The sequence below is a fragment of the Corallococcus sp. bb12-1 genome (genome assembly GCF_026626765.1).
Classification (GTDB): domain Bacteria; phylum Myxococcota; class Myxococcia; order Myxococcales; family Myxococcaceae; genus Corallococcus; species Corallococcus terminator.
The window spans coordinates 352,748-374,205 of sequence record NZ_JAPNJZ010000015.1 but is presented as its reverse complement, the minus strand read 5'-3'; the positions used below and the strand labels follow the sequence as shown (position 1 = coordinate 374,205).

Below are 21,458 nucleotides of genomic sequence, written 5' to 3'. Positions count from 1 at the left end.
TCGCTCCTCACCGACTGGCTACTTCTGCCAGCCGTCCTTCACCTTGATGTTGAGTTCGAGCGCATCCGCGGCCAGCTCGAAACGCCGTGCCGGAGAAGGGACGGACCGGCCTTGTCCCGGGCTCACCGCCGTCACCGTCCAGCGGTAACGGCCCGCTGGCAGCGCCGGCAACGCCCATTTCCGGGCGTCCAGCACCTCGCGCACGGGCAGGGGCAGGGGGCCCGCCTCCACCGTTTCCGCGATGACCTCCACCTCGTACCGCGTGGCGCTCTCCACCGCGGCCCACGACAGCGTCACCGGCCCCAGCAGGCCTCCGGCCGACGGCTTCAGCGTGAAGCGGTACTTGTCCGTGGGCTGCACCGGCTGGGGCGCGGAGGGCGGCTCCGGCAGGACGGTGCCCTGCTGCACGCGTACGGACTCGCCCTTCGCGAGGATGCGGGTGGCGTGCTGGGCCTCCACCGTGACGGGCGGCCCCTGGCGGTGGGTGACGGTGGTGGTGCCACCATCCTTGCCCACCTCCACCGTGAAGAGGGAGGGCTGGGGCGGGTTGAGCAGCGCCCAGGCCTCGTCCGCCTTGTGCAGCGCGTCCGCATAGCGCGCCTGCTGGAAGTGCGTTTCGGCGTCCTTCAGCCGGCCTTCCGCCTCGCGGCGACGCGCATCCTCCGGGGCGGCCTTCACCGCCGCGCGCGACATCTCCAGCGCCTTGAGCGCCGTCTGCGGCTCCGCGCCCGGCGACTTCGTCGGGGTCCCCGAACCCCCGCTGCCGCGAAGGGCGGGGGGCTCCGCGGGTTCGCGTCCCACCACCGCCGGGGCCGACGGCACCGCGGACAGCCCCATCCATGCGCTGAGCCAGAGGGCGGCCTTCATTGGAACTCGATCTTCCTGCCAGCCCGAACCGTGGCGGATGGCGTGGTGACGGACAAGGACTGCGTGGCCGGCTTCTCCAGCGTGGCATCCACCCGTCCCCGAAGGACGGTGACATCCGTGCGCAGCTTGCTCTCCGCGATTCCCACCAGGGAATCGCCCCCCAGGTGCACCGCGCTGCCGTTGGCGAACACCACCTGGGCACTGGCCCCGGACTCGGTGCGCACCTTGTCGTTCTCGTACAGGGGCAGCTCGTTCCGGGCGGCGCTCCACTCGTCGGCGATCGCGCGTTTGATCTGCACATCCCCCGTCAAATCCCGCAGGTGCGCGCGCGGCACCGGGGACGGAAGCGGCGCTTCCGTGGGCCCACGCGGTTTCTCATCGGCCGTGCAGCCGGGAGGGAGGGCCGCGAGTGCGACCATGAGCAACAGGGGAGGCCAGCGTCTTCTGTTCACCACCGTGGGACGGGAGTCTAACCCCAAAGCGCCCCCGGAAAGGGGGCCGCCCCGGACGCGCTTTCGCCTAGTCCAACCGCCGGTGCGCCAGGCATGGAAGATTGCGCCGGATGCGTGCTTGCAGCTCCGGGTCCACCGGCGCCACCGCCAGCCCCTCGCCCTCGGAGGCCCGCGCCGTGACGAGCCCCCACGGGTCCACCACCATCGCGTGCCCGTACGTCAGCCGCTGGGCCGAGTGCCGCCCGCCCTGGGCCGGCGCCAGCACGTACGCCTGGTTCTCAATTGCCCGGGCGCGCAGCAGCACCTCCCAGTGGTCCTTGCCGGTCATCATCGTGAAAGCCGCCGGCACCGCCAGCAGGGTCGCCCCGTCCTTGGACAGCCGGCGGTACAGCTCCGGGAAGCGCAGGTCGTAGCAGACGCTCAGCCCCAGCCGTCCCACCTCCGTGTCCGCCGCCACCACCTCCGTCCCCGGCGCCACCGCCGCGGACTCCTGATAGGTGGCACCATCACCCACATCCACGTCGAACAGGTGCATCTTCCGGTACACCGCGAGCCGCGCGCCGTCCGGGCCGAACAGGACGCTGGTGTTGTAGAGCCGGCCACCGGGCGCGCCTTCCTCCAGGATGGAGCCGGAGAGCAGGGTGAGCTTCGTCTCCCGGGCCAGGTCCGCCATCCGGCTGAGCGTGGGGCCGTCCAGGGCTTCGGCGGCGCTGGCGCGTTCGGGCTCCGGGCCCATCCAGGAGAAGTTCTCGGGCAGGCCCACCAGGCGGGCTCCCAGGGCAGCGGCCTGGCGCACGAGACGGGCAGCCACGTCCAGGTTGTGGCCCTTGTCCGCGGTGGACACCATCTGGGCGGCGGCGATGAGGTGCATGGCGGCCGTTATAACGCCACCGGGGGGCTCGCGAACCCCTGGGAATCCTTCAATCCAGGGCCGCGTTGATCAGGCGCCTCGGGGTGTGTCCTTCCTTTACACCCCGAGGGGGCGTGTGTTACGGACGCCCCGACATTTTTCGACGCACGACATCGAAAAGTGGGCCGCCGTGCCCGCTTTTCGCGTTTTTGGAGACCTGCATCCCGGTATGGAGTCGAAGAACATCAAACAGACGGTGGAAGAGAAGGCGGCGACGCTGCTCGACCCCATCGTGGCGAACGAAGGCCTGGAGCTGGTGGACCTGGAGTACGTCCGCGAGCGTGAGGGCTGGGTGTTGCGGTTGTTCATCGACAAGCCAGGCGGCCGGGTCGGTCTGGAAGAGTGCTCCCAGGCGTCGCGCGCCGTGGAACTGGTGCTCGACGTGGAGGACTTCATCCCCCAGGAATACAACCTGGAGGTTTCCAGCCCCGGGGTGGACCGGCCGTTGAGGAAGCCGGCGCACTTCGAGCGGGTGAAGGGACAGAAGGTCAAGGTGAAGACCTTCGGTCCGTTGGGCGATCCTCCGCGAAAGAACTTCGCCGGAACGCTCACCGACGTGGCGGCCGACGCCATTTCCGTGGACGTGGAAGGGGGCGGCAACTTCCGCATCCCCTTCAAGGACATCGCCAAGGCCAATCTGGAGTTCGAGTTCTAGTTGTCGACATACAGGGGACCCTGATCGCGCCAGGGCCGCCCGTGGACCCATTTTAGGAGAACGTCATGGCAACCCCAGCCAACCCGGCCGTCAACCTCAACCTCGTTCTGGACCAGGTCGCCAAGGACAAGGGCATCGAGCGGGCTGTGCTCATCGCGACCCTCGAAGACGCGATGAAGACCGCGGCCAAGAAGCACTTTGGCCAGGAGCGCAACCTCGAGGCCAAGTACGACCCGGACAAGGGCGTGGTGGAGCTGTTCCAGGCCATCACCGTCGTCGAGCAGATCGTCGACCCCATCCAGGCGGTCAACCAGATCGCCATGGAAGAGGCCCACAAGAAGGGCATGGAGGTCGAAGCTGAAGACGAGCTCGTCTTCCAGATCTTCTACCGTGACGAGGACGCTGCGGAGGCCAAGGCCCAGGACGACCAGTACGGGGACATCCTCCGGCTGAAGACCTTCCGCCGCGGCTTCGGCCGCATCGCGGCCCAGACGGCCAAGCAGGTCATCCTCCAGCGCACGCGGGACGCCGAGCGCGAGAACGTCTTCAACGAGTACCGCGACCGCAAGAACGAGATCGTGACGGGCATCGCCCGCCGGTTCGAGCGCGGCAACATCGTGGTGGACCTGGGCCGCGCGGAAGCCGTGCTGCCCGTGCGCGAGCAGGTCCCGCGTGAGACCTACCGCCCGGGCGACCGCGTCCAGGCCTACGTGCTGGACGTGCTGCGCGAGTCCAAGGGCCCGCAGATCGTCCTGTCGCGCGCGTCCGTCAACCTGCTCACCAAGCTCTTCGAGATGGAGGTGCCGGAGATCGCCGAAGGCATCGTCGTCATCGAGGCGGCGGCCCGCGAGCCCGGTGGCCGCGCGAAGATCGCCGTGTCCAGCCGCGACTCGGACGTGGACCCGGTGGGCGCGTGCGTCGGCATGAAGGGCAGCCGCGTGCAGGCGGTGGTGCAGGAGCTTCGCGGGGAGAAGATCGACATCGTCCCCTACGACGAGGACCCGGCCCGCTTCGTGTGCTCGGCCCTGGCCCCGGCGGAGGTCAGCCGCGTCATCATCGACGAGGCCAACCACGCCATGGAGCTCATCGTCCCGGACGACCAGCTCTCGCTCGCCATCGGTCGGCGCGGGCAGAACGTGCGCCTGGCCGCCCAGCTGACGGGCTGGAAGCTGGACATCAACAGCGAGAGCCGCGTGCGTGAGATGCGCGAGTTCGCGAGCCGCTCGCTGGGCGCGCTGCCGGGCGTCAACGAGATGCTGGTGGAGACGCTCTACGCCCACGGCTTCCGACAGGCGCGGGACGTGGCGGACGCGAACGCGGAGATGCTGGCGCAGATCCCCGGCATCGACCCCGCTCGCATCCCCTCCATGCAGGAGGAGGCGCGCAAGCGCATGGTCGAGGACCAGCAGGAGCTGTCGCGCATGGACCACGAGCGCGAGCAGGCCCGGCTGGCCGAGGCCCGTCGCCACCCGGACGAGCTGTCCCAGCCGGAGCGCATGGCGCGCGTGCGCGGCGTCGGCGAGAAGACCATCGAGCAGCTCATCCTCGCCGGCTATCGCACGGTGGAGGACATCGCGAACGAGAAGGACCTCACCCGCCTGGGCGACGTGCCAGGGGTGGGCATCAAGAAGGCCCGCCAGCTCAAGAGCGCGGCCGAGAACTACCTTGTGGAAGAGGTCAAGCTCCGCGCCGAACTGAACGCGGAGAGGAGTCTGCTGGCATCGGCCGGCGGCTCGGAGGGCGCGGAAGCGGCCAAGGCACCGTAAGCTCACGGGGGACGGGGAGATGCGCCGCGCAACGAAACGGCCTGGGATACATCCGATTGAAATCACGACGTCAGGTCCCGTCCGGACCTGCGTCGGGTGCGGTTCGCGCAAGGCACAGGCGGAACTCACCCGGTTCGTGGTAGGTCCCCAGGGCGGCGTGGTGGCGGACAGGCGGCGGAGGCTGCCAGGGCGGGGGGCGTACCTGTGCGGTGCCGGTTGTTTGACGGCAGCGCTCAAGCGTAAGGCGCTGGGCAGGGCCTTCCGAGGCAAGGCGGGGCAGGTTGACCCGTTGCAGCTCGGACAGGCTTGGGAGTGAGGGCGGGTGGGTGGAGAGGTTGCGGGGGAAGGTGGCTGTTAAGCACCACTCGCACACAATTTCGGCTTTGGACTAGGGTGCTCGGCCTCGTCGCTGGCGGAGCAGAAGGCCAATCAAGGTATGTCGAAGAAGCGCGTTCACGAAATCGCCAAGGAGCTCAAGAGCCACGGGATTGAGCTCGACAACAAGGAGGTCGTGACCGAGCTCTCTGGGCTGGGTTACGACGTCAAGAGCCACTCGTCCTCTCTGGATGACGACCAGGCCACTGCCGCGGTCCAGAAGATTTTGGACAAGCGCAAGCCGAAGCAGGCCGCCGCGCCCGTCGCCGCCAAGGGGTTCGTGGTGCGCCGTCGGGTGGGTCCGCCCGCGGGTGCCACCCACACGGAGGCCCAGGACGCCTACGCCCAGTCGAACGACCAGGGCTACGACAATCCCGACACCTCGTACGAGCAGTCCGAGCAGACGGAGGCCGCCCAGGCTTCCGCCATGGAGACCGCTCCCGCTGCCGTGGAGCAGGCTCCCCAGGCGCATGCCGCCCCGGAGGCACCGGCCGTGACGGCCGCGCCCACGGAAGCCTCCGCCACCCCCGCCGCACCGGAGGCGCCGTCCGCCCCCGAGACCCCGGCGACGACCGCATCTGTTTCCGCCACCCAGCCCGTGACGCCGCCTTCCACTCCGCCGACCGCGGCCGTGGTGGAGACGCCGCGGGCCGCCGCGCCGACCCAGGCTCCGGCGACACCGCGCACCCCTGCTCAGGAGAGCACCCACTTGCCCAACCCCCCTACGCGCTCGCCGGTTCCGCCCACCGCACGGACGCCTTCCACGTCGACGTCCGCGACGGTCATCTCCCGAGGTCCCGGTTACGTGCAGCGTCCGGGTTCCACGGGTGGGCGTCCGGGTGGTCCTCCGGGCAGCCGCCCCGGTGGTCCGAGCGGGCCGGGCGGTCGTCCGGGAGGCCCTGGCGGGCCGGGCAGCCGTCCTGGCGCGCCCATGCAGGGCCGCCCGGGTGGGCCGCCGATGCAGAGCCGTCCGGGTGGGCCGCCGATGCAGGCGCGTCCGGGCCAGACGGGTCCGGTGCGTCCGTCCTCGCCGCCTCCGGGCGCCGCGGGGGCCCCCGTGCAGCCCAGCGGTCCGACCATCATGGTGGGCGGCGTGCCGCACGCCCAGGTCGCGCCCACGCCGGGCGCCCAGGCGCGCCCCACGGCCACCCAGGCCGTGGTCATCTCGCGCCCGCTCATCCAGGTCCGCCGCGTCACGCCGACCACGACCCAGGCCAAGCAGTACCCCATGGCCCCGGGCCGCACGGCGCTCGGCACCGAGAAGCGTGAGTACAAGGTCGTCCCGGATCACCTGGGTCGCGGCCGCGAGTTGGTGGACGTCTCCAAGAACAAGGAGCGTGGCCAGCGCAAGCGCACGGGGGGGCCTGAGACGACGACCGTGTCGAAGCAGGAGCTGTCCGACATGGTCTGGGGCCGGATCGCGATTCCGATCCGTGGCAAGAAGCGCAAGCCGACCAAGAAGGGCGCCAAGACGCAGATCACCCAGATGGCCGACGACAAGAAGGTCATCAAGCTCCAGGAGGGCATCAGCGTGTCCGACCTGGGCCAGCGCATGGGTGTGCGCACCACGGAGCTCATCAAGAAGTTGATGGCCATGCAGAAGATGGCCACCGCGAACTTCATCCTGGACGCGGACACCGCGGAGCTGATCGCCACCGACTACCACTGGAAGGTGGAGCGCGTGGGCTTCGAGGTGGAGGACTACCTGCCGGAGGTCGCGGCCAAGGTGGAGGACGAGCGTCCCCGTCCGCCGGTCATCACCATCATGGGCCACGTCGACCACGGCAAGACGTCCCTGCTCGACGCCATCCGCCAGGCCAGTGTGGCCGCGGGCGAGGCGGGCGGCATCACCCAGCACATCGGCGCGTACAGCGTCACGACGGCGCGCGGCGACGTCACGTTCCTGGACACGCCGGGTCACGAAGCCTTCACGTCCATGCGCGCCCGTGGCGCCAACGTGACGGACATCGTGGTGCTCGTGGTGGCCGCGGACGACGGCGTGATGCCCCAGACCATCGAGGCCATCAAGCACGCGAAGCTGGCGGAAGTGCCCATCGTCGTCGCCATCAACAAGGTCGACGTGCCGGGCGCGAACCTGGACCGCGTGAAGAAGGACCTGGCCAGCCACGAACTGGTCCCGGAAGAGTGGGGCGGCGACACCATCATGGTGCCCGTCTCCGCGAAGACGAAGCAGAACCTGGACCTCCTCCTGGAGAACCTGGCGCTGCAGGCGGAGGTGTTGGAGCTGACGGCCAACCCCACCCGTCCGTCCGTGGGCGCCATCGTGGAAGCCAAGCTGGATCGTGGCCGCGGTCCCGTGGCCACGGTGCTGGTGCAGGAGGGCACGCTCAAGCTGGGCGACGCCATCGTCACCGGCACGCACTACGGCCGCGTCCGCGCCATGAACAACAGCCGTGGCGAGTCCGTGAAGGAAGTGAAGCCGGGCTACTGCGCGGAGGTCATCGGTCTGTCCGGCGTGCCCACCGCGGGTGATGCCATCAACGTGGTGGCGGACGAGAAGGCGGCCAAGCAGATCGCCGACCACCGCGGCATGAAGGATCGTCAGCAGGAGCTCAGCAAGGTCAGCCGCGAGTCCCTGGAGCAGTTGTTCGCCAAGACGAAGGCGGGCGGCGGTCCCAAGGAACTGCGCGTCGTCATCAAGGCGGACGTGCAGGGTTCGGCGGAGGCAGTGCGCCAGGCGGTGGAGAAGCTCACCACGCACAAGGTGCGGGTGGTCATCATCGACGCGGGCGTGGGCGCCGTCACCGAGACGGACGTCATGCGCGCCGCTGCTTCCAAGGGCGTCGTGCTCGCCTTCAACGTGAAGCCGGAGTCCGGTGCCGAGGCCGCTGCCAAGGTCCAGCAGGTCACGCTGCAGAGCTACTCCATCATCTACGAGCTCATCGACGGTGTGCGCCTGGAGATGGAGAACCTCCTGGAGCCCATCCGCACCGAGCGCAAGCTGGGCCGTGCGGAAGTGCGCAACACCTTCAACGTGCCCAAGCTGGGCACCATCGCCGGTGCGGCCGTCCTGGACGGCGTCATCAAGCGCGGCTCGTTCGTGCGCCTCATGCGCGAGAACAAGCAGCTCTTCTCCGGCAAGATGGCGTCGCTGCGTCGCTTCAAGGACGACGTCAAGGAGGTCGCGCAGGGCTTCGAGTGCGGTATCGGCATCGAGAACTTCAACGACCTCAAGGCCGGCGACATCATCGAGGCCTACGAGATCGAGGAGACGCGTCAGAGCCTCTCCTGAGCCCCGCGGTACGCACTCGACGGACCCCCGGGAAGGCCCCACCTTCTCCGGGGGAATGACGATGTGCCGGCGGTCGGCGCGCGCGGTTGACGCGTCGCGCCGCTGCCGGCCTGGGGGACCTTTATGTTCGTGGGTGTCGCACGCCTCACCCTCCAGATTCCGGAGAGCGCCTCGCTGAAGTCCAAGCGGCAGGTGCTCCGCCGGGTGACGGACCGGGTGAAGGCCCGCTTCAACGTGGCCGTCGCCGAGGTGGATGACCAGGACCTCTGGCAGAAGGCGTCGGTCGCGCTGGCGGTGGTAGGCAACGAGCGCCGCCACGTGGATGAGCAGTTGGAGAAGATCATCCACTTCATCGAAGAGATGTACGTCGCGCCGCTGATGGCCCGGGAGACGGAGATCCTCGCCTTTGGGGACCAGCTCCATCCGGACAGCGGCGCGGGGATGTTCCGGGCTCCGGCGAAGGTGCCGGATGAGGACCTGGACGCGGAGGCGGGGCTGTCGCCCGAGGCTGCGCACGCGCACTCGGAGGCGGCCATTGCCCGCTTCCTGCGCAGCGACCGGTCGCTGGCGGAGGCCGAAGGGCTGGGCTCCTGGGATCAGCGGCATGAAGGCGCGGCCCCGGGGGCTTCCCGGCCTGCCGCCGAAAGTGGAAACCTGACGCTGGACGACGCGAGGGCCCGTGCCCGTGCGCTGCGCAACCCGCGAGATTGGGAGAAGAAATGACGACGCATTCACGACCCGAGCGCGTGGGGCAGGAAATCCAGGCGGCCATTGGCGCCCTGCTGACGCGGGGGGAGCTGCGCGACCCGCGCATCGGTTTCATCACCATCACCGGCGTGAAGGTGTCGCCCGACCTGCGCGTGGCGAAGGTCTTCTATTCGATGATGGGCACCGACGAGGAGAAGAAGGCCACCCAGGCAGGGCTGGATGCGGCGAAGCCCTTCGTGCGCCGCGCGGTGACGTCCGCCGTCAAGCTGCGCGTGTCCCCGGAGGTCTTCTTCGCCTTCGACGCCTCCGTGGGAGAGGGCGACAAGATCGACCGCCTCCTGCGGGAGGTGCGCAGCAAGGAAGGTTGGTAGAACCCAGGTCATGGACGGCGTCCTCGTCATCGACAAGCCGCTCGGTCCCACGTCGTTCGACGTGGTCCGCCAGGTGCGCAGCCTGCTGAAGGTGAAGAAGGCGGGCCACACCGGCACGCTCGACCCCATGGCCACCGGCGTGCTGCCGGTGTGCCTGGGGGAAGCCACCAAGGTGGCGGGCTACATCACCGAAGGCGACAAGGCCTACGACGCGGTGGTGCGCCTTGGCACCGAGACGGACACCCAGGACGCCCAGGGCAAGCCCACGGCGGAAGCGCCGGTGCCGCCCCTGACGGCCACGGTGCTGGAGGCGGTGCTCGCGCCCTTCCGGGGCACCTTCGAACAGGTGCCGCCCATGTATTCGGCGGTGAAGATCGCCGGCAAGCGGCTGTACGAACTGGCGCGCGCGGGCGAAGAGGTGGAGCGCGCCAGCCGCACCGTGACGGTGTACGAACTGGTGCTGCGCGACTTCTCCGCGGACCGGCTGACGCTGTCGGTGCGCTGCTCGAAGGGCTTCTACGTGCGCACGCTCGCGTACGACATTGGCCGCGCGCTGGGCTGTGGGGCGCACCTGGAGGCCCTGCGGCGCACCGCGAGCGGTCCCTTCAACCTGTCGCGCGCGCTGCCCCTGGGGGAGCTGGCGTCGCTGTCGCGGGAGACCGTGGCGGGGCGGCTGGTGTCGCTGGGCGACGCGCTGACGGACCTGCCCCTGGTGCGGGTGGGCGCGGAGGACGCGAAGCGGGTGTCGCACGGCGTCCCCGTGGAGGTCGCGCCCCAGCCGGGCAAGGTGCGCGTGCTGGGCCCGGATGACGCGCTGCTCGCCATGGCCGAGGTGGTGGGCGGGCGGCTGCGCTACCTGCGGGTCTTCCTCTGAGTGGCCACCCGCTCGCATGACATCTCCGTGAGCGTCGCTCCGGGCCTGCGAAGCGCCTTCGACGGCCGGCGCGAGCTGACGCTGGGCGTGCCGGCGGCGGCGGGCATCGGCGACGTGGTGGAGGCCCTCCTCAGGCTGTACCCGCGCACGCGCTCGCTCCTGGCGGGCGACGGCGGCGAACCCGGCGGCCTGTACCTGCACGTGGCCCTGGACGCGGCGTCCGCGCAGGAACTGGCGACGGGGGAGGCGGGACTTCCGACGGGCTGCCGGCTGTACGTCTTCGCACTCTCCAGGCCGCCGAGGGGCGGACGGGCAGCCGGCGAAGGTTGACCCTACGGGGGGTGAAGCTTATAAGCGGCCCGCTCGTTAGAAGAACAATGGCCGGGTCTGTACCCCTCCGCGGACCCAGGCGGCACGAGCGATCATCCCGGAGTGGGATTCAGGAAGAAGCCCCCATGTCTCTGCATCAGGATCGCAAGAGCGAGCTGGTCTCGAAGTTCCGCACCCACGAGTCCGACACGGGCTCCCCCGAGGTGCAGGTGGCGCTGCTGTCCGAGCGCATCAACATGCTCACCGAGCACTTCAAGACCCACAAGAAGGACCACCACTCCCGGCGCGGTCTGCTGAAGCTGGTCGGTCAGCGCCGCCGTCTGCTGGACTACCTCAAGTCCAAGGACGTGGCGCGCTACAAGAAGCTCATCGAGAGCCTCGGCATCCGCAAGTAGGCACTCGCAAGCACCCGGGGCGCTGGCATTCACCAGCGCCCCGCGCGTTTGTGCGGCAAGGTTTTTCCATCGCCCGGTGTTCCATGCTCCGGGCGGTGGGTTGTTGGAAGTGTTTCAAGAAGCGCGGGTGTGGGTGAGTGGCGGGCAAGGGAGTGGTGGAGACGGGCTCTTTTGGTTTCCGTTCAGACCGGCCGACCTGAAGCAACGGGTGGGCGGGTGTGATCAGGGATCAAGAGGTTCGAGCCATCCCTCCGGCGCTCCGCAATGGAGCCCATTTCCGCAGTACAGGCAGCGGTGGTCTGGCACGTGCCTGCTTCAAGGCCCTGGCGACCGCTCATTCCCTAGAGGGCCCCTGTCGGGCGGCCCGGCCCCATTCATGCGGGCCGGCCGTGGCTGACGCGGGTCTTCGCACGCGAAGCAGGCACAGAGGCCACACGACATGTTGAAGAAGAGCGTCAAGATTGGTGAGAGCGAGCTGAGCATCGAGACGGGCCGTCTGGCCAAGCAGGCCGATGGCTCCGTGGTGGTCCGCTACGGCGACACCATGCTGCTCGTCACCGCGGTGAGCGCCCGGGAGAAGAAGGACATCGACTTCCTGCCCCTCACGGTGGAGTACCAGGAGAAGCTGTACTCGGCGGGCCGCATCCCGGGCAGCTTCTTCAAGCGCGAAGGCCGGCTGACGGAGAAGGAGACGCTGACGAGCCGTCTGATCGACCGCTCCTGCCGTCCGCTGTTCCCGGAAGGCTACGCGTACGAGACGCAGGTCATCATCAGCGTCATCTCCTCCGACCCGGACAACGAGGGCGACATCCACGGTCTCACCGGCGCCTCCGCGGCGCTGTGGGTGTCGGACATCCCGTTCAACGGCCCCATCGCGGGCGTTCGCGTGGGCCGCGTGGGTGGCCAGTTCGTCGCCAACCCCACCGCGAAGCAGCGTGAGCAGAGCGACCTGGACCTCGTCATGGCGGTGAGCCGCGAGGCCATCGTGATGGTGGAGGGCGGCGCGGAGGAGGTCAGCGAGGCGGACATGGTGGCCGCGCTGGAGTTCGGCCGCACCGCGGCCAAGCCCGCCCTGGACCTCCAGGACGAGATGCGCGCGGAGCTGAAGAAGCAGGTGCGCTCCTACGACAAGCCGGCCACCATCGACGAGGGGCTGCGCACCCAGGTGCGCGCCCTGGCCATGGACGGCGTCAAGGCTGGCTACGCCATCAAGGAGAAGGGCGCGCGCTACGAGGCGCTCTCCAAGGCCAAGAAGGCGGCCGTGGCGGCGCTCAAGGAGAAGCTGGGCGCGGAGTTCACCCCGCAGGTGGAGAAGCACGCCAAGCAGGTCGTCGAGGACCTGAAGTACGACCACATGCGTGAGCTCACCGTGAACGGTGGCCGCATCGGTGACCGTGGCCACGACGTGGTGCGCACCATCACCAACGAAGTGGGCGTGCTGCCCCGCGCGCACGGCAGCGCGGTGTTCACCCGCGGCGAGACGCAGGCGCTCGTGGTGGCCACGCTGGGCACCAGCGAGGATGAGCAGCGGCTGGAGCTGCTGAGCGGCCAGGCCTTCAAGCGCTTCCTCCTGCACTACAACTTCCCGCCGTTCAGCGTGAACGAGACCAAGCCCCTGCGCGGCCCCGGCCGGCGTGAGATTGGCCACGGCGCGCTGGCGGAGCGCGCGCTGCGCAACATGCTGCCGGCGGGCGAGAACTTCCCGTACACGGTGCGGCTGGTGTCGGAGATTCTCGAGTCCAACGGCTCCTCGTCCATGGCCTCCGTGTGCGGTGGCACGCTGGCGCTGATGGACGCGGGCGTCCCCATCAAGTCGCCGGTGGCCGGCATCGCCATGGGCCTCGTGAAGGAGGGCGAGAAGATCGCCATCCTCTCCGACATCCTCGGTGACGAGGATCACCTGGGCGACATGGACTTCAAGGTCTGCGGCACGTCCAAGGGCATCACGTCCATCCAGATGGACATCAAGATCACCGGCCTCACCACGGAGATCATGAGCCGCGCGCTGGAGCAGGCGCGTCAGGGCCGCGTGCACATCCTGGCGGAGATGGCGAAGACGCTGGACGCTCCCCGCAAGGAGATCAGCCAGTTCGCGCCGCGCATCACCACCATCCAGATCCGTCCCGAGTTCATCAAGAACGTCATCGGGCCGGGCGGCAAGGTGATCAAGGACATCATCGCTCGCACGGGCGCCGCCATCAACATCGAGGACACGGGCCGCGTGGACATCGCGAGCGCGAACGGCGAGGCCGTGAAGGCCGCCATCGCGATGATCCAGGCGCTCACGCGTGAGGCGGAGATCGGGAAGATCTACACGGGCACCGTGCGGAAGATCGCCGAGTTCGGCGCCTTCGTGGAGCTGTTCCCGGGCACCGACGGCCTCATCCACATCTCCGAGCTGTCCGACAAGCGCGTCAAGGCGGTGTCGGATGTGCTGAGCGAGGGCGACGAGGTGCTGGTGAAGGTCGTCAGCATCGACAAGACGGGCAAGATCCGCCTGTCCCGCAAGGAGGCCATGGCCGAGCGCACCGCCGCGCAGACGCCTCCTCCGGCCGCGGCCCCCACGGCGCCCACGCCCGACGCGAAGGCCTGATTCAGGCTGGAGCCTTCGCGACGGTCGCTGTTCGTGAAGGCTCCACCCAGGCGCCCCGTTTCCTTCGCCTCCGGGCGAAGGGGCGGGGCGTTTTCGTTGCGGGGGCCGGTGGTTTAAACCCTCCGAGGGGCTTCCCGCGTTGATGGGGGATGGCCCTGGAGGCGTGCATGCCGTCCCATCCGTCCAGCTCTTCCGCCCCGTCGAGCGGCTTCTTCACGGACGTGTCCCGCTTCCTGGGCGCGTTCCGCTGGGCGTTCATGCCGCTGGGCCTGCTGGCGCTGGTGGCGGTGGGCGTGCACGCGGCGGCGGACACGCTGGATGACCGGCTGCTCACGGTGGTGGACCGCCTGGATTCGGCGTTCGACGCGTTCGTGGGCCGGTATCAGGTGACGGCGTCCCTGGTGGACTGGGTGTCGCTGGAGCGGCGCACGCGGCTCGCGAAGGCACTCGCGCTGGGATGGGAGCTGGCGGCGGACCTGCTCCTGGCGATGCCCGCGCTGGGCTACCGCGAGGTGGCGGCGCCCAATCCGGTGGAAGCCTGGCGGTCGATGCTGGAGGCGTCGGAACCCGAGGCCTCGGGGCCCGCGTCGTGGCGGGGGCTGCTGCGGCGCTGTCTGCGCAGTCCCACACCGATGCGGTGGGTGCGGCCCCTGGCCACCGCGGGCGTGGTGCTGGCGGGCGCGTGCACGGTGGCGCGGCTGGTCCAGGGCACGGTGTACCTGTCGTGGCGGCCGCTGTTCGGTGACGCCGTGGCGGACCTGTCCGCCCGCGGCCTGGCGGTGGCGGCGCTGTGTGGCGTGAGCGTGTCCCTGGGGTGGCGCGCGGTGCTGCGCAATCTCCAGCACGCGGACGAGGCCTGCGAAGCGGTGGGCCCCCGGAGGGCGTGGACGCGTGGGCTGCTGGGCTGCGTGCTGGTGGCACCCCTGGGCGTGGCCGCGGTGTGGGACGCGTCTCCGGTGCTGTCCTTCCTTCGCTGAGGGCCCTGGCATGTTCGCTCAACGCGCCCGGGGACTGCTGGACTTCACCTTCGCCCTCTTGTGCGTGTGGTGCGCGTACCACCACACGCCCGCGGGGGCGCTGCTGCGGCGCGCGGGAGCCTGGGCCTTCAACACGCGCACCACGGCCCGGCCACTGCTGGCGTACTACGACGGCGTGAGTGGCACGTCGGTGCCCACGCCGGGCGCGCTGCCGGCCTCCATGCTCACGCGGGTGCCCACGAGCGCGGAAGCCCTGGCGTGGGGGACGCACTCGGCGCTGAAGGGCCTTGAGCCGAAGGCGCGCGAGCCCGCGCTGGCCCTGGCCCGTGAGGCGGGCATCGCTCCGGAGACGCTGTTGGATCCGGCGAAGGGACTCGCGGCGACGCGGCGCCTGCTGGACTCGCTGGCGAAGGACTTTCCTTCGGAGGAGGCGCGGCTGACGGCGGTGTTCGCGGGGCGGGTGCCCGCGCGCTTCGCGATGGAGCGGGTGGACGCGGAGGGGGGTGTGCCCACACTGGAGCGGCTGGCGAAGCAGTTGCCTCCAGGCTTCGACGGCTCGTCCGTGGGGGCGGCGCAGGCGCTGGCGCTGTCGACGGCGCTGATGCTCGGATGGCCGGTGGCGGAGAGCGCCCACGTGACGAGTCCGTTCGGCTACCGCGTCCACCCGACGCTGCGCACGCGCCGGATGCACACGGGCGTGGACCTGGCGGTGCGCACCGGCACCACCGTGTCCGCCGTGGCGGCGGGCGTGGTGCGCCGCGCGAGCGAGGACTCGGTGAATGGCCGCGTGCTGGTGCTGGACCACGGGCGGGGCGTGACGACGGCGTACTGTCACAACTCCGAGCTGCTGGTGAAGGCCGGCACCCGCGTGGAGAAGGGGCAGGCCATCGCCCTGTCGGGCAGCACGGGACGCTCCACGGGGCCCCACCTGCACTACCAGTTGGAGCTGGCCGCGCGCCCCGTGGACCCGTTCGGGTTCCGCACCGCCTTGCGCGTGGCGGACGGCGGCGCGACCGAGCTCTGAGCACTCCGACCTCCCGCGTTTCCGGGAGGACCCGTGACGTTGGATGTCCCCTGGAAGACGGCGGGGGACGCATGCTAGGGCGTGGGCGCATGGCCTCCACGCTGACCGTCTCCGTGCGCCGGGTGCGCTCGCATCCCGACCCGCTGCCCCTGCCCCGCTATGAGACGGAGCAGGCCGCTGGCATGGACCTGCGGGCGGACATCGACGGGGAGCGGGTGCTCCAGCCCCTGGAGCGGATGGCGGTGCCCACGGGGCTGGCGTTCGCGCTCCCCCCGGGCTTCGAGGGGCAGGTGCGGCCCCGTTCCGGGCTGGCGCTGCGCCACGGGGTGACGTGCCTCAACTCCCCGGGGACGGTGGACTCGGACTACCGGGGGGAGGTGCAGGTGCTGCTCATCAACCTGTCCCATGCGCCCTTCACGCTGCGTCGGGGGGACCGGGTGGCCCAACTGGTGGTGGCCCCCGTCACCCTGGCGGCGCTCCAGGAGGTGGACGTGTTGGAAGGGACTTCCAGGGGTGACGGAGGTTTCGGTTCCACGGGTCGTTGAGGCCCGGCGCGCAACGTCGTTCCGCAACGGCGCCAGAGCGGGCAGAATGGAGTCCCCCGGCCGTCCGCCGGGAGGTCGCCCCCCCCGCGACCTCGTTCCGGAGTTTCACTGCTTTGCTCTGCTATCGCTGCGGCAGCCATGTCCCCGACACGAGTGAAACCTGTGCCACGTGTGGCCAGAAGTTCGACGCGGCCGCGCGTCAGGCCGCGGGGGCGGCGCGCAAACGGGGCACGGAGGGCGCGCCCTACAAGCCGGGCGACGTCGTCGCCAACCGCTACTCCATCCAGGAGGTCGTCGGCTCCGGGCCGCTGGGGTTCGTCTTCCGCGCGCAGGACCAGGCCATCGACGTGGAGGTGGCGCTGAAGGTCATCCAGCCCCGGCTGGTGCAGCAGCCAGAGGAGCGCACGCAGTTCGCGCTGTCCATGCGGGTGGGCAAGAAGCTCAACCACCCCAACCTGGTGCGCGTGTACGAGGAGGGCGTGGACGGGGACCGGCCCTGGTTCGCGATGCAGTTGCTGGAGGGCATCACGCTGCGCCGGATGATGGAGCAACGCGCGACGAAGGGGCAGTTGTTCTCGCTGAAGGAAGTGGAGCCGCTGCTCGCGCAGATGGCGGCGGCGCTGGACGGGGCGCACCGCTTCGGGCCGCACTCGAACCTGAAGCCGGAGAACGTCTTCGTCCTGCCGGACCTGTTGAAGGTGACGGACTACGGGCTGGGGCTCGCGGTGCCGCACCTGCCCTTCGTGCAGGCGCAGCGGGGGCACCGCGCGGCGGCGTACATCGCGCCCGAGTACGTGAATGGCGCGGAGCTGGACACGCGCATGGACGTGTACTCGCTGGGCGTGTTGATGGGGGAGATGGTCACCGGCCTGTTGCCGGAGGACGGCGGTGTGCCGGAGGTGACGGTGCGCCACCCGGACCTGCCGCCCGCGTTCGAGTCCCTCTACCGGCGTGCGCTCAACCAGAACCCGCTGGCGCGTCCGAAGTCAGGCGGAGACCTGCACGCGGAGTTCGCGGCGCTGGTGCAGCGTCACCCGGCCGCCGCGTCCCGGCCGCGCGCGGTGCCGCCCACGGGCGCGCTTCCCGCCGCCGCGGTGGCCGCGCGAGCGGCGAGCAAGCCGCTGCCGCCGGTGCCCACCGGCATGCTGCCCATCGCGACCGTGCCTACACCTGCCGAGCCCGTGCAGGCGGAGGAGGAAGCGCCGCCTCCGGATGCGACCCAGCCGCTGGATGCGGCGACGCTGGCGGCCATCCTGGGCTCGAATGCGAAGGCGCTCGACTACATCACGGGCCCCGAAGCGCGCTCGGTTTCGGATGCGTCGACGCAGCAGGAGATGCGCGCGGTGCCGGAGCGTCCCACGGGGCGCGGTGGTGGGCGTGGCGCGGACGCTGGCGCTGCGCAGGATCCGCGGCTCTTGGGCCAGGCGCCGGATGCGGCGACGCAGCAGGAGCCCCGAGCGGCGGCTCCCGAGGCGCGTCCTCCGGCGGCGAAGGCCGCTGAGCCGGTGATGCGCATCTTCGCGAAGGCGGAGGAGCCCTCGTTCCCGGCGGATCCCCGCGCGGCGTCCCGCTCCTCGGAGTCAGGTGCGGACGCGCGTCAGGGGAACCGGAGCGCGGAGGGGGCCACTGGCGAGGGGCGTCAGGCGGGTCGCAACAGCGAGGCTTCCGCCGGAGAGTCACGGCGCGGAGGTGAGGCTTCGTCCGGGGATGCACGGCAGGGCGGACGCGGAACGGACTCCGGTCAAGGGCGCAACGGAGAGGCTTCGTCGGGCGGACGCGGAACGGACTCCGGTCAGGACGCGCGCGCGGGTCGCAGCGGCGAGGGCGGTTCAGGGGGGCGCGGATCCGAGGCCGGCCAGGACTCGCGCGCGGGCGGCCGCAGCGGAGAAGCTTCGTCCAGCGATGGGCGCTCGGGCGGTCGCGGTGCGGAGTCCAGCCAGGACGCGCGGTCAGGTCGCGGCACGGACGCGACGGGAAGCGACGGACGCCAGGGCGGCCGGAACTCCGACGACGATGAGTCCTCCGAGTCCCGTTCGTCGAGCCGGGGCGGTCGCAACCCCCGGAGCACGAACGCCTCACGCGGTGCGGAGGCCGCCGCGCCTCGCGGTTCCTCGCGCGCCCCCGCGGCGCAGGGCCCGGCCCGCTCCACCAACGCGCAGGGCGAGAACTCCACGGGCGGACGCGCCCGCAAGGGCGAACCGTCGGGAGGCCGCGCCTCGTCGCGCAACCTGCCGCCCTCGGTCTCCGGCCTGCACACGATGCCGTCCACTCGCGCCACGCAGCCGAAGCCGGCCCGTTCGGGTCCGAGCTCGATGATGTGGATGGTGATCCTCGCGGTGATGGGCATCGTGCTCGGCGCGGGTGGCGGCTATGCCTGGCTGCGCATCCGTCAGGCCCGGGCCGCGAAGAACGCGACCGTGCCCGCCACGCCCGGCGCCGCCGCCGGTACAGCGGGCGGCCTCATGGCGACGGGGCAATGTCCCCCCGGCATGAAGCTGGTGAGTGGAGGCACCTTCAAGCGGGGCTCCACCAAGGAGGACCGGCAGTCGTCCGGCTCCAGTGACGAGCTGGCGCTCGAAAGCGTCATGGTGGGCTCGTTCTGCGTGGACGAATTCGAGTTCCCCAACAAGCGGGGCCGCCTGCCCAGGGTCTCCGTGAGCCTGCTCGATGCGAAGTCCCTCTGCGAGGCCGCCAGCAAGCGGTTGTGCTCGGAGGATGAGTGGGAGAAGGCCTGCAAGGGCCCGGGCAACGCGCGCTACTCGCGCGGGGAGGACAGCCCTACGGCCTGCAACACCGGCACGGCCACGGGCTCCGCGGCGACCCTCGCGCACGCCGGGGGCTTCCCGTCCTGCCAGCACTCTGAATTCCTGCCGTCGGACATGTCGGGCAACGCGGCGGAGTGGACCGACACCCAGTTCAAGAAGGGTGGTGCCGACATGACCATCAAGGGGGGCTCCTTCATGGGCGCCAGCGACACGTCCCGGTGCGCCGCGCGCAAGCAGGGCGCTCCGAAGATGACGGCCCCGGACCTGGGCTTCCGCTGCTGCGCGAACGTGCTGCCATGAGGTGGCTCCGGGGCCTCCCGCTCCTGACGCTCCTCCTGCCTGTCGTCGTCCTCGCGCAGGCCCCGTCGCGCAGTCCCGCCCGTCCCCGCGTGGTCGCGGTGAAATCCGCGAGCCTCGCGCCGTACGCCTCCTTCCTCGCTGGCTTCAGTTCGGAGGCGCGCGCCGACGTCACCGAGGTGACGCTGGAAGAGAGCCCCACGGAGGCCGCGCGCGTCTTCAAGTCGCTGGCCGCGCAGAAGCCGGCGCTGGTGCTGGCCCTGGGCCCGTTGGCGGCCAATGCCGCGCGGCGCTCGCTGGGCGGTGACGTGCCCGTGCTGTTCGCGATGGTGCCGTATCACGAGAAGTACGGCCTGGAGGCGCCGCACGTCACCGGCATCGCGCTCACCAGCGACTTCGGGCCGGAGTTGGCCGCGCTCAAGGCCCTGGCTCCGGCCGCGAAGCGCGTGGGCATCCTGCACGACCCGCGCTCCTCGGCGGGCTCGGTGACGCAGGCGCGCTCCGCGGGAAGTGGGCTGGGTCTCAGCATCGTTCCGCTGGCCGTGGAGTCGCAGGAGCGCGTGGGTGAAGTGCTGGAGGGCGCCGTCGGGAAGGTGGACGGCCTCTTGATGGTTGCGGACAAGACCGTGGGCAACGCGTCCGTCGTCCAGGCGCTCATCGCCTTCAGCGCCGCCCGCCGCATCCCGCTGGTGGCGCTCACGGCCAGCCAGGTGAAGGAGGGCGCGACGATTGCCCTCTCGCCGGCCCCGCTGGCGCTCGGACAGCAGGCGGGGAGGCTCGCCAACCGCATCATCCACGAGAGGGTCGATCCCGGTGCGCTGGCGGTGGCGCGGCCTGAAGGCCTGGACCTCTCGTTCAACCTCACCGCCGCGAAGAAGTCAGGTCCGTCCTGTGACGTCGCGCTGGAAGTGCTCCGGTTCGCGGCGCGCCGGGACTTTGCCGTGAAGGTCTACGAGTGATTCCACGATACAGCCGTCAGGAGATGGCCTCCCTCTGGTCCGACGTCGCCCGCTACCGCCGCTGGCGCGACGTGGAGCTCGCCGCGCTGGAGGGCATGGTCGCGCAGGGACTCGCCCCGAAGGACGCGCTGGAGGACTGCCTGGCCCGCGCCGGTGACTTCTCCACCGAGGACGCCGCGCGCATCGACGAAATCGAGCGCACCACCAAGCACGACGTCATCGCCTTCCTCACCTTCGTGGAGGAGCGCGTGGGGCCCAGCGCGCGCTGGCTGCACCTGGGGATGACGTCCTCGGACGTGCTGGACACGTCGCTGGGGCTCACCCTGCGCGACGCGGTGGACCTCATCCTCAAGGGCATGGACCGCGTGATGGCCGCGGTGGAGAAGCGCGCCTTCGAGCACAAGCACACGCTGCAGATGGGCCGCAGCCACGGCATCCACGCGGAGCCCATCACCTTCGGGCACAAGCTGGCCATCTGGTACGACGAGCTGCGCCGGGGCCGCACGCGCCTGGAGCACGCGCGGGACACCATCGCGGTGGGGAAGATTTCCGGCGCGGTGGGCACGTTCGCGCACCTGCCGCCCGCGGTGGAGGAGCACGTCTGCCAGAAGCTGGGCCTCAAGCCCGCGCCCGCCTCCAGCCAGGTGGTGCAGCGAGACCGGCACGCGGAGTTCTTCACCGCGCTCGCGCTCGTCGGCTCCAGCCTGGAGAAGTTCGCCGTCGAAATCCGTCACCTCCAGCGCACGGAGGTGCGTGAGGTGGAGGAGGCCTTCACGCCGGGCCAGAAGGGCTCCAGCGCGATGCCGCACAAGCGCAACCCCATCCTGTCGGAGAACCTCACCGGCCTCGCGCGCCTGCTGCGCGGCTACGCGGTGAGCGCCATGGAGGACGTGGCGCTGTGGCACGAGCGGGACATCTCGCACTCGTCCGTGGAGCGCGTCATCGGGCCGGACGCCACGGGGCTCTTGGACTTCATGCTCCACCGCTTCGCGGGGCTGGTGGAGAACATGCGCGTCTACCCGGAGCAGATGAAGAAGAACCTGGACCTGCTGGGCGGCGTGGTGAACTCGCAGCGGCTGTTGCTGGAGCTGGCGCGCAAGGGCATGGACCGGCAGGCCGCGTACGTCGTCGTCCAGCGCAACGCGATGAAGATGTTCGAGGAGGGCGTGGACTTCCGGCAGGCGCTGCTCGCGGACGCGGACCTGCTCAAGATGATGTCGCCCGAGGAGATTTCGGACTGCTTCTCCCCGGGCTACCACACGCGTCAGATGGACGCGGTGTTCCAGCGCGTGTTCGGCCGCGCGAGCTAGCGCGGCGTCTCCGAGCTGAAGGGCCAGAAAGG

General features: G+C 70.3%; 19 protein-coding genes. 16 read left to right on the top strand and 3 right to left on the bottom strand.

From position 1 onward, the window contains the following. Positions 1-18: 18 nt before the first annotated feature. The 3 genes from OV208_RS18840 to OV208_RS18830 form a co-directional block, all read right to left on the bottom strand. A complete protein-coding gene (locus OV208_RS18840) occupies positions 19-867 on the bottom strand; it encodes a peptidoglycan-binding protein LysM (protein ID WP_267575220.1) in 849 nt (282 codons plus the stop codon). Further along, positions 864-1,166 (bottom strand): FecR family protein, encoded by a 303-nt coding sequence (locus OV208_RS18835; RefSeq protein WP_267575219.1) that lies wholly within the window; start codon positions 1,164-1,166, stop codon positions 864-866. The genes OV208_RS18840 and OV208_RS18835 overlap by 4 nt, the downstream gene beginning before the upstream one ends. A gap of 220 nt (positions 1,167-1,386) precedes the next feature. Then, positions 1,387-2,190 (bottom strand): carbon-nitrogen hydrolase family protein, encoded by an 804-nt coding sequence (locus OV208_RS18830; protein WP_267575218.1) that lies wholly within the window; start codon positions 2,188-2,190, stop codon positions 1,387-1,389. A 208-nt stretch (positions 2,191-2,398) separates the two neighbouring features. Here OV208_RS18830 and rimP point away from each other — a divergent pair, with 208 nt between their 5' ends. From rimP to purB, 16 genes are all read left to right on the top strand, one after another. Beyond that, the gene (gene rimP / locus OV208_RS18825) at positions 2,399-2,884 is read left to right on the top strand and encodes a ribosome maturation factor RimP (protein ID WP_267575217.1); all 486 of its coding nucleotides are present in this window, start codon (positions 2,399-2,401) and stop codon (positions 2,882-2,884) included. Positions 2,885-2,949: 65 nt separating this feature from the next. Then, the gene (nusA, locus tag OV208_RS18820) at positions 2,950-4,650 is read left to right on the top strand and encodes a transcription termination factor NusA (RefSeq protein ID WP_267575216.1); all 1,701 of its coding nucleotides are present in this window, start codon (positions 2,950-2,952) and stop codon (positions 4,648-4,650) included. Between the two features lie 19 nt (positions 4,651-4,669). Then, positions 4,670-4,966, top strand: coding sequence for a YlxR family protein (locus tag OV208_RS18815; RefSeq protein ID WP_147448841.1), 297 nt, complete (start codon positions 4,670-4,672; stop codon positions 4,964-4,966). Between the two features lie 120 nt (positions 4,967-5,086). Continuing rightward, on the top strand, positions 5,087-8,278 hold the full coding sequence (infB, locus tag OV208_RS18810; protein WP_267575215.1) for a translation initiation factor IF-2: 3,192 nt from the start codon (positions 5,087-5,089) through the stop codon (positions 8,276-8,278). Between the two features lie 123 nt (positions 8,279-8,401). Further along, on the top strand, positions 8,402-9,001 hold the full coding sequence (locus OV208_RS18805; RefSeq protein WP_267575214.1) for a DUF503 domain-containing protein: 600 nt from the start codon (positions 8,402-8,404) through the stop codon (positions 8,999-9,001). Next, complete coding sequence (gene rbfA / locus OV208_RS18800; protein ID WP_120541437.1) at positions 8,998-9,357, top strand: 30S ribosome-binding factor RbfA; 360 nt, start codon at positions 8,998-9,000, stop codon at positions 9,355-9,357. The genes OV208_RS18805 and rbfA overlap by 4 nt, the downstream gene beginning before the upstream one ends. A gap of 10 nt (positions 9,358-9,367) precedes the next feature. Beyond that, positions 9,368-10,231: a tRNA pseudouridine(55) synthase TruB gene (gene truB / locus OV208_RS18795; RefSeq protein WP_267575213.1), complete on the top strand. Its 864-nt coding sequence runs from the start codon at positions 9,368-9,370 to the stop codon at positions 10,229-10,231. A gap of 27 nt (positions 10,232-10,258) precedes the next feature. Then, positions 10,259-10,561, top strand: coding sequence for a hypothetical protein (locus OV208_RS18790; RefSeq protein WP_244238170.1), 303 nt, complete (start codon positions 10,259-10,261; stop codon positions 10,559-10,561). A gap of 125 nt (positions 10,562-10,686) precedes the next feature. Next, the gene (gene rpsO / locus OV208_RS18785; protein ID WP_120536218.1) at positions 10,687-10,956 is read left to right on the top strand and encodes a 30S ribosomal protein S15; all 270 of its coding nucleotides are present in this window, start codon (positions 10,687-10,689) and stop codon (positions 10,954-10,956) included. 439 nt (positions 10,957-11,395) lie between these two features. Continuing rightward, the gene (pnp, locus tag OV208_RS18780) at positions 11,396-13,549 is read left to right on the top strand and encodes a polyribonucleotide nucleotidyltransferase (protein WP_267575212.1); all 2,154 of its coding nucleotides are present in this window, start codon (positions 11,396-11,398) and stop codon (positions 13,547-13,549) included. Positions 13,550-13,716: 167 nt separating this feature from the next. Beyond that, positions 13,717-14,526: a hypothetical protein gene (locus tag OV208_RS18775; RefSeq protein WP_267575211.1), complete on the top strand. Its 810-nt coding sequence runs from the start codon at positions 13,717-13,719 to the stop codon at positions 14,524-14,526. Positions 14,527-14,536: 10 nt separating this feature from the next. Beyond that, on the top strand, positions 14,537-15,550 hold the full coding sequence (locus tag OV208_RS18770; protein ID WP_267575210.1) for a M23 family metallopeptidase: 1,014 nt from the start codon (positions 14,537-14,539) through the stop codon (positions 15,548-15,550). 89 nt (positions 15,551-15,639) lie between these two features. Continuing rightward, positions 15,640-16,095, top strand: a complete 456-nt coding sequence (dut, locus tag OV208_RS18765) for a dUTP diphosphatase (protein WP_120541431.1) — start codon at positions 15,640-15,642, stop codon at positions 16,093-16,095. Between the two features lie 113 nt (positions 16,096-16,208). Further along, positions 16,209-19,160 carry a protein kinase domain-containing protein gene (locus OV208_RS18760; protein WP_267575209.1) on the top strand — a complete coding sequence of 984 codons (2,952 nt, stop codon included), beginning with the start codon at positions 16,209-16,211 and terminating at the stop codon, positions 19,158-19,160. Further along, complete coding sequence (locus OV208_RS18755) at positions 19,157-20,116, top strand: ABC transporter substrate-binding protein (RefSeq protein ID WP_267575208.1); 960 nt, start codon at positions 19,157-19,159, stop codon at positions 20,114-20,116. The genes OV208_RS18760 and OV208_RS18755 overlap by 4 nt, the downstream gene beginning before the upstream one ends. After that, on the top strand, positions 20,113-21,426 hold the full coding sequence (gene purB / locus OV208_RS18750) for an adenylosuccinate lyase (protein WP_267575207.1): 1,314 nt from the start codon (positions 20,113-20,115) through the stop codon (positions 21,424-21,426). The genes OV208_RS18755 and purB overlap by 4 nt, the downstream gene beginning before the upstream one ends. Positions 21,427-21,458: the final 32 nt, after the last annotated feature.

What these genes read in the sequence shown, in the direction of transcription:
- OV208_RS18840 (WP_267575220.1), bottom strand. Translation starts at nt 867, where the DNA reads ATGAAGGCCGCCCTCTGGCTCAGCGCATGGATGGGGCTGTCCGCGGTG.
- OV208_RS18830 (WP_267575218.1), bottom strand. Translation starts at nt 2,190, where the DNA reads ATGCACCTCATCGCCGCCGCCCAGATGGTGTCCACCGCGGACAAGGGC.
- rimP (WP_267575217.1), top strand. Translation starts at nt 2,399, where the DNA reads ATGGAGTCGAAGAACATCAAACAGACGGTGGAAGAGAAGGCGGCGACG.
- nusA (WP_267575216.1), top strand. Translation starts at nt 2,950, where the DNA reads ATGGCAACCCCAGCCAACCCGGCCGTCAACCTCAACCTCGTTCTGGAC.
- OV208_RS18815 (WP_147448841.1), top strand. Translation starts at nt 4,670, where the DNA reads ATGCGCCGCGCAACGAAACGGCCTGGGATACATCCGATTGAAATCACG.
- infB (WP_267575215.1), top strand. Translation starts at nt 5,087, where the DNA reads ATGTCGAAGAAGCGCGTTCACGAAATCGCCAAGGAGCTCAAGAGCCAC.
- OV208_RS18805 (WP_267575214.1), top strand. Translation starts at nt 8,402, where the DNA reads ATGTTCGTGGGTGTCGCACGCCTCACCCTCCAGATTCCGGAGAGCGCC.
- rbfA (WP_120541437.1), top strand. Translation starts at nt 8,998, where the DNA reads ATGACGACGCATTCACGACCCGAGCGCGTGGGGCAGGAAATCCAGGCG.
- truB (WP_267575213.1), top strand. Translation starts at nt 9,368, where the DNA reads ATGGACGGCGTCCTCGTCATCGACAAGCCGCTCGGTCCCACGTCGTTC.
- rpsO (WP_120536218.1), top strand. Translation starts at nt 10,687, where the DNA reads ATGTCTCTGCATCAGGATCGCAAGAGCGAGCTGGTCTCGAAGTTCCGC.
- pnp (WP_267575212.1), top strand. Translation starts at nt 11,396, where the DNA reads ATGTTGAAGAAGAGCGTCAAGATTGGTGAGAGCGAGCTGAGCATCGAG.
- OV208_RS18775 (WP_267575211.1), top strand. Translation starts at nt 13,717, where the DNA reads ATGCCGTCCCATCCGTCCAGCTCTTCCGCCCCGTCGAGCGGCTTCTTC.
- OV208_RS18770 (WP_267575210.1), top strand. Translation starts at nt 14,537, where the DNA reads ATGTTCGCTCAACGCGCCCGGGGACTGCTGGACTTCACCTTCGCCCTC.
- dut (WP_120541431.1), top strand. Translation starts at nt 15,640, where the DNA reads ATGGCCTCCACGCTGACCGTCTCCGTGCGCCGGGTGCGCTCGCATCCC.
- OV208_RS18755 (WP_267575208.1), top strand. Translation starts at nt 19,157, where the DNA reads ATGAGGTGGCTCCGGGGCCTCCCGCTCCTGACGCTCCTCCTGCCTGTC.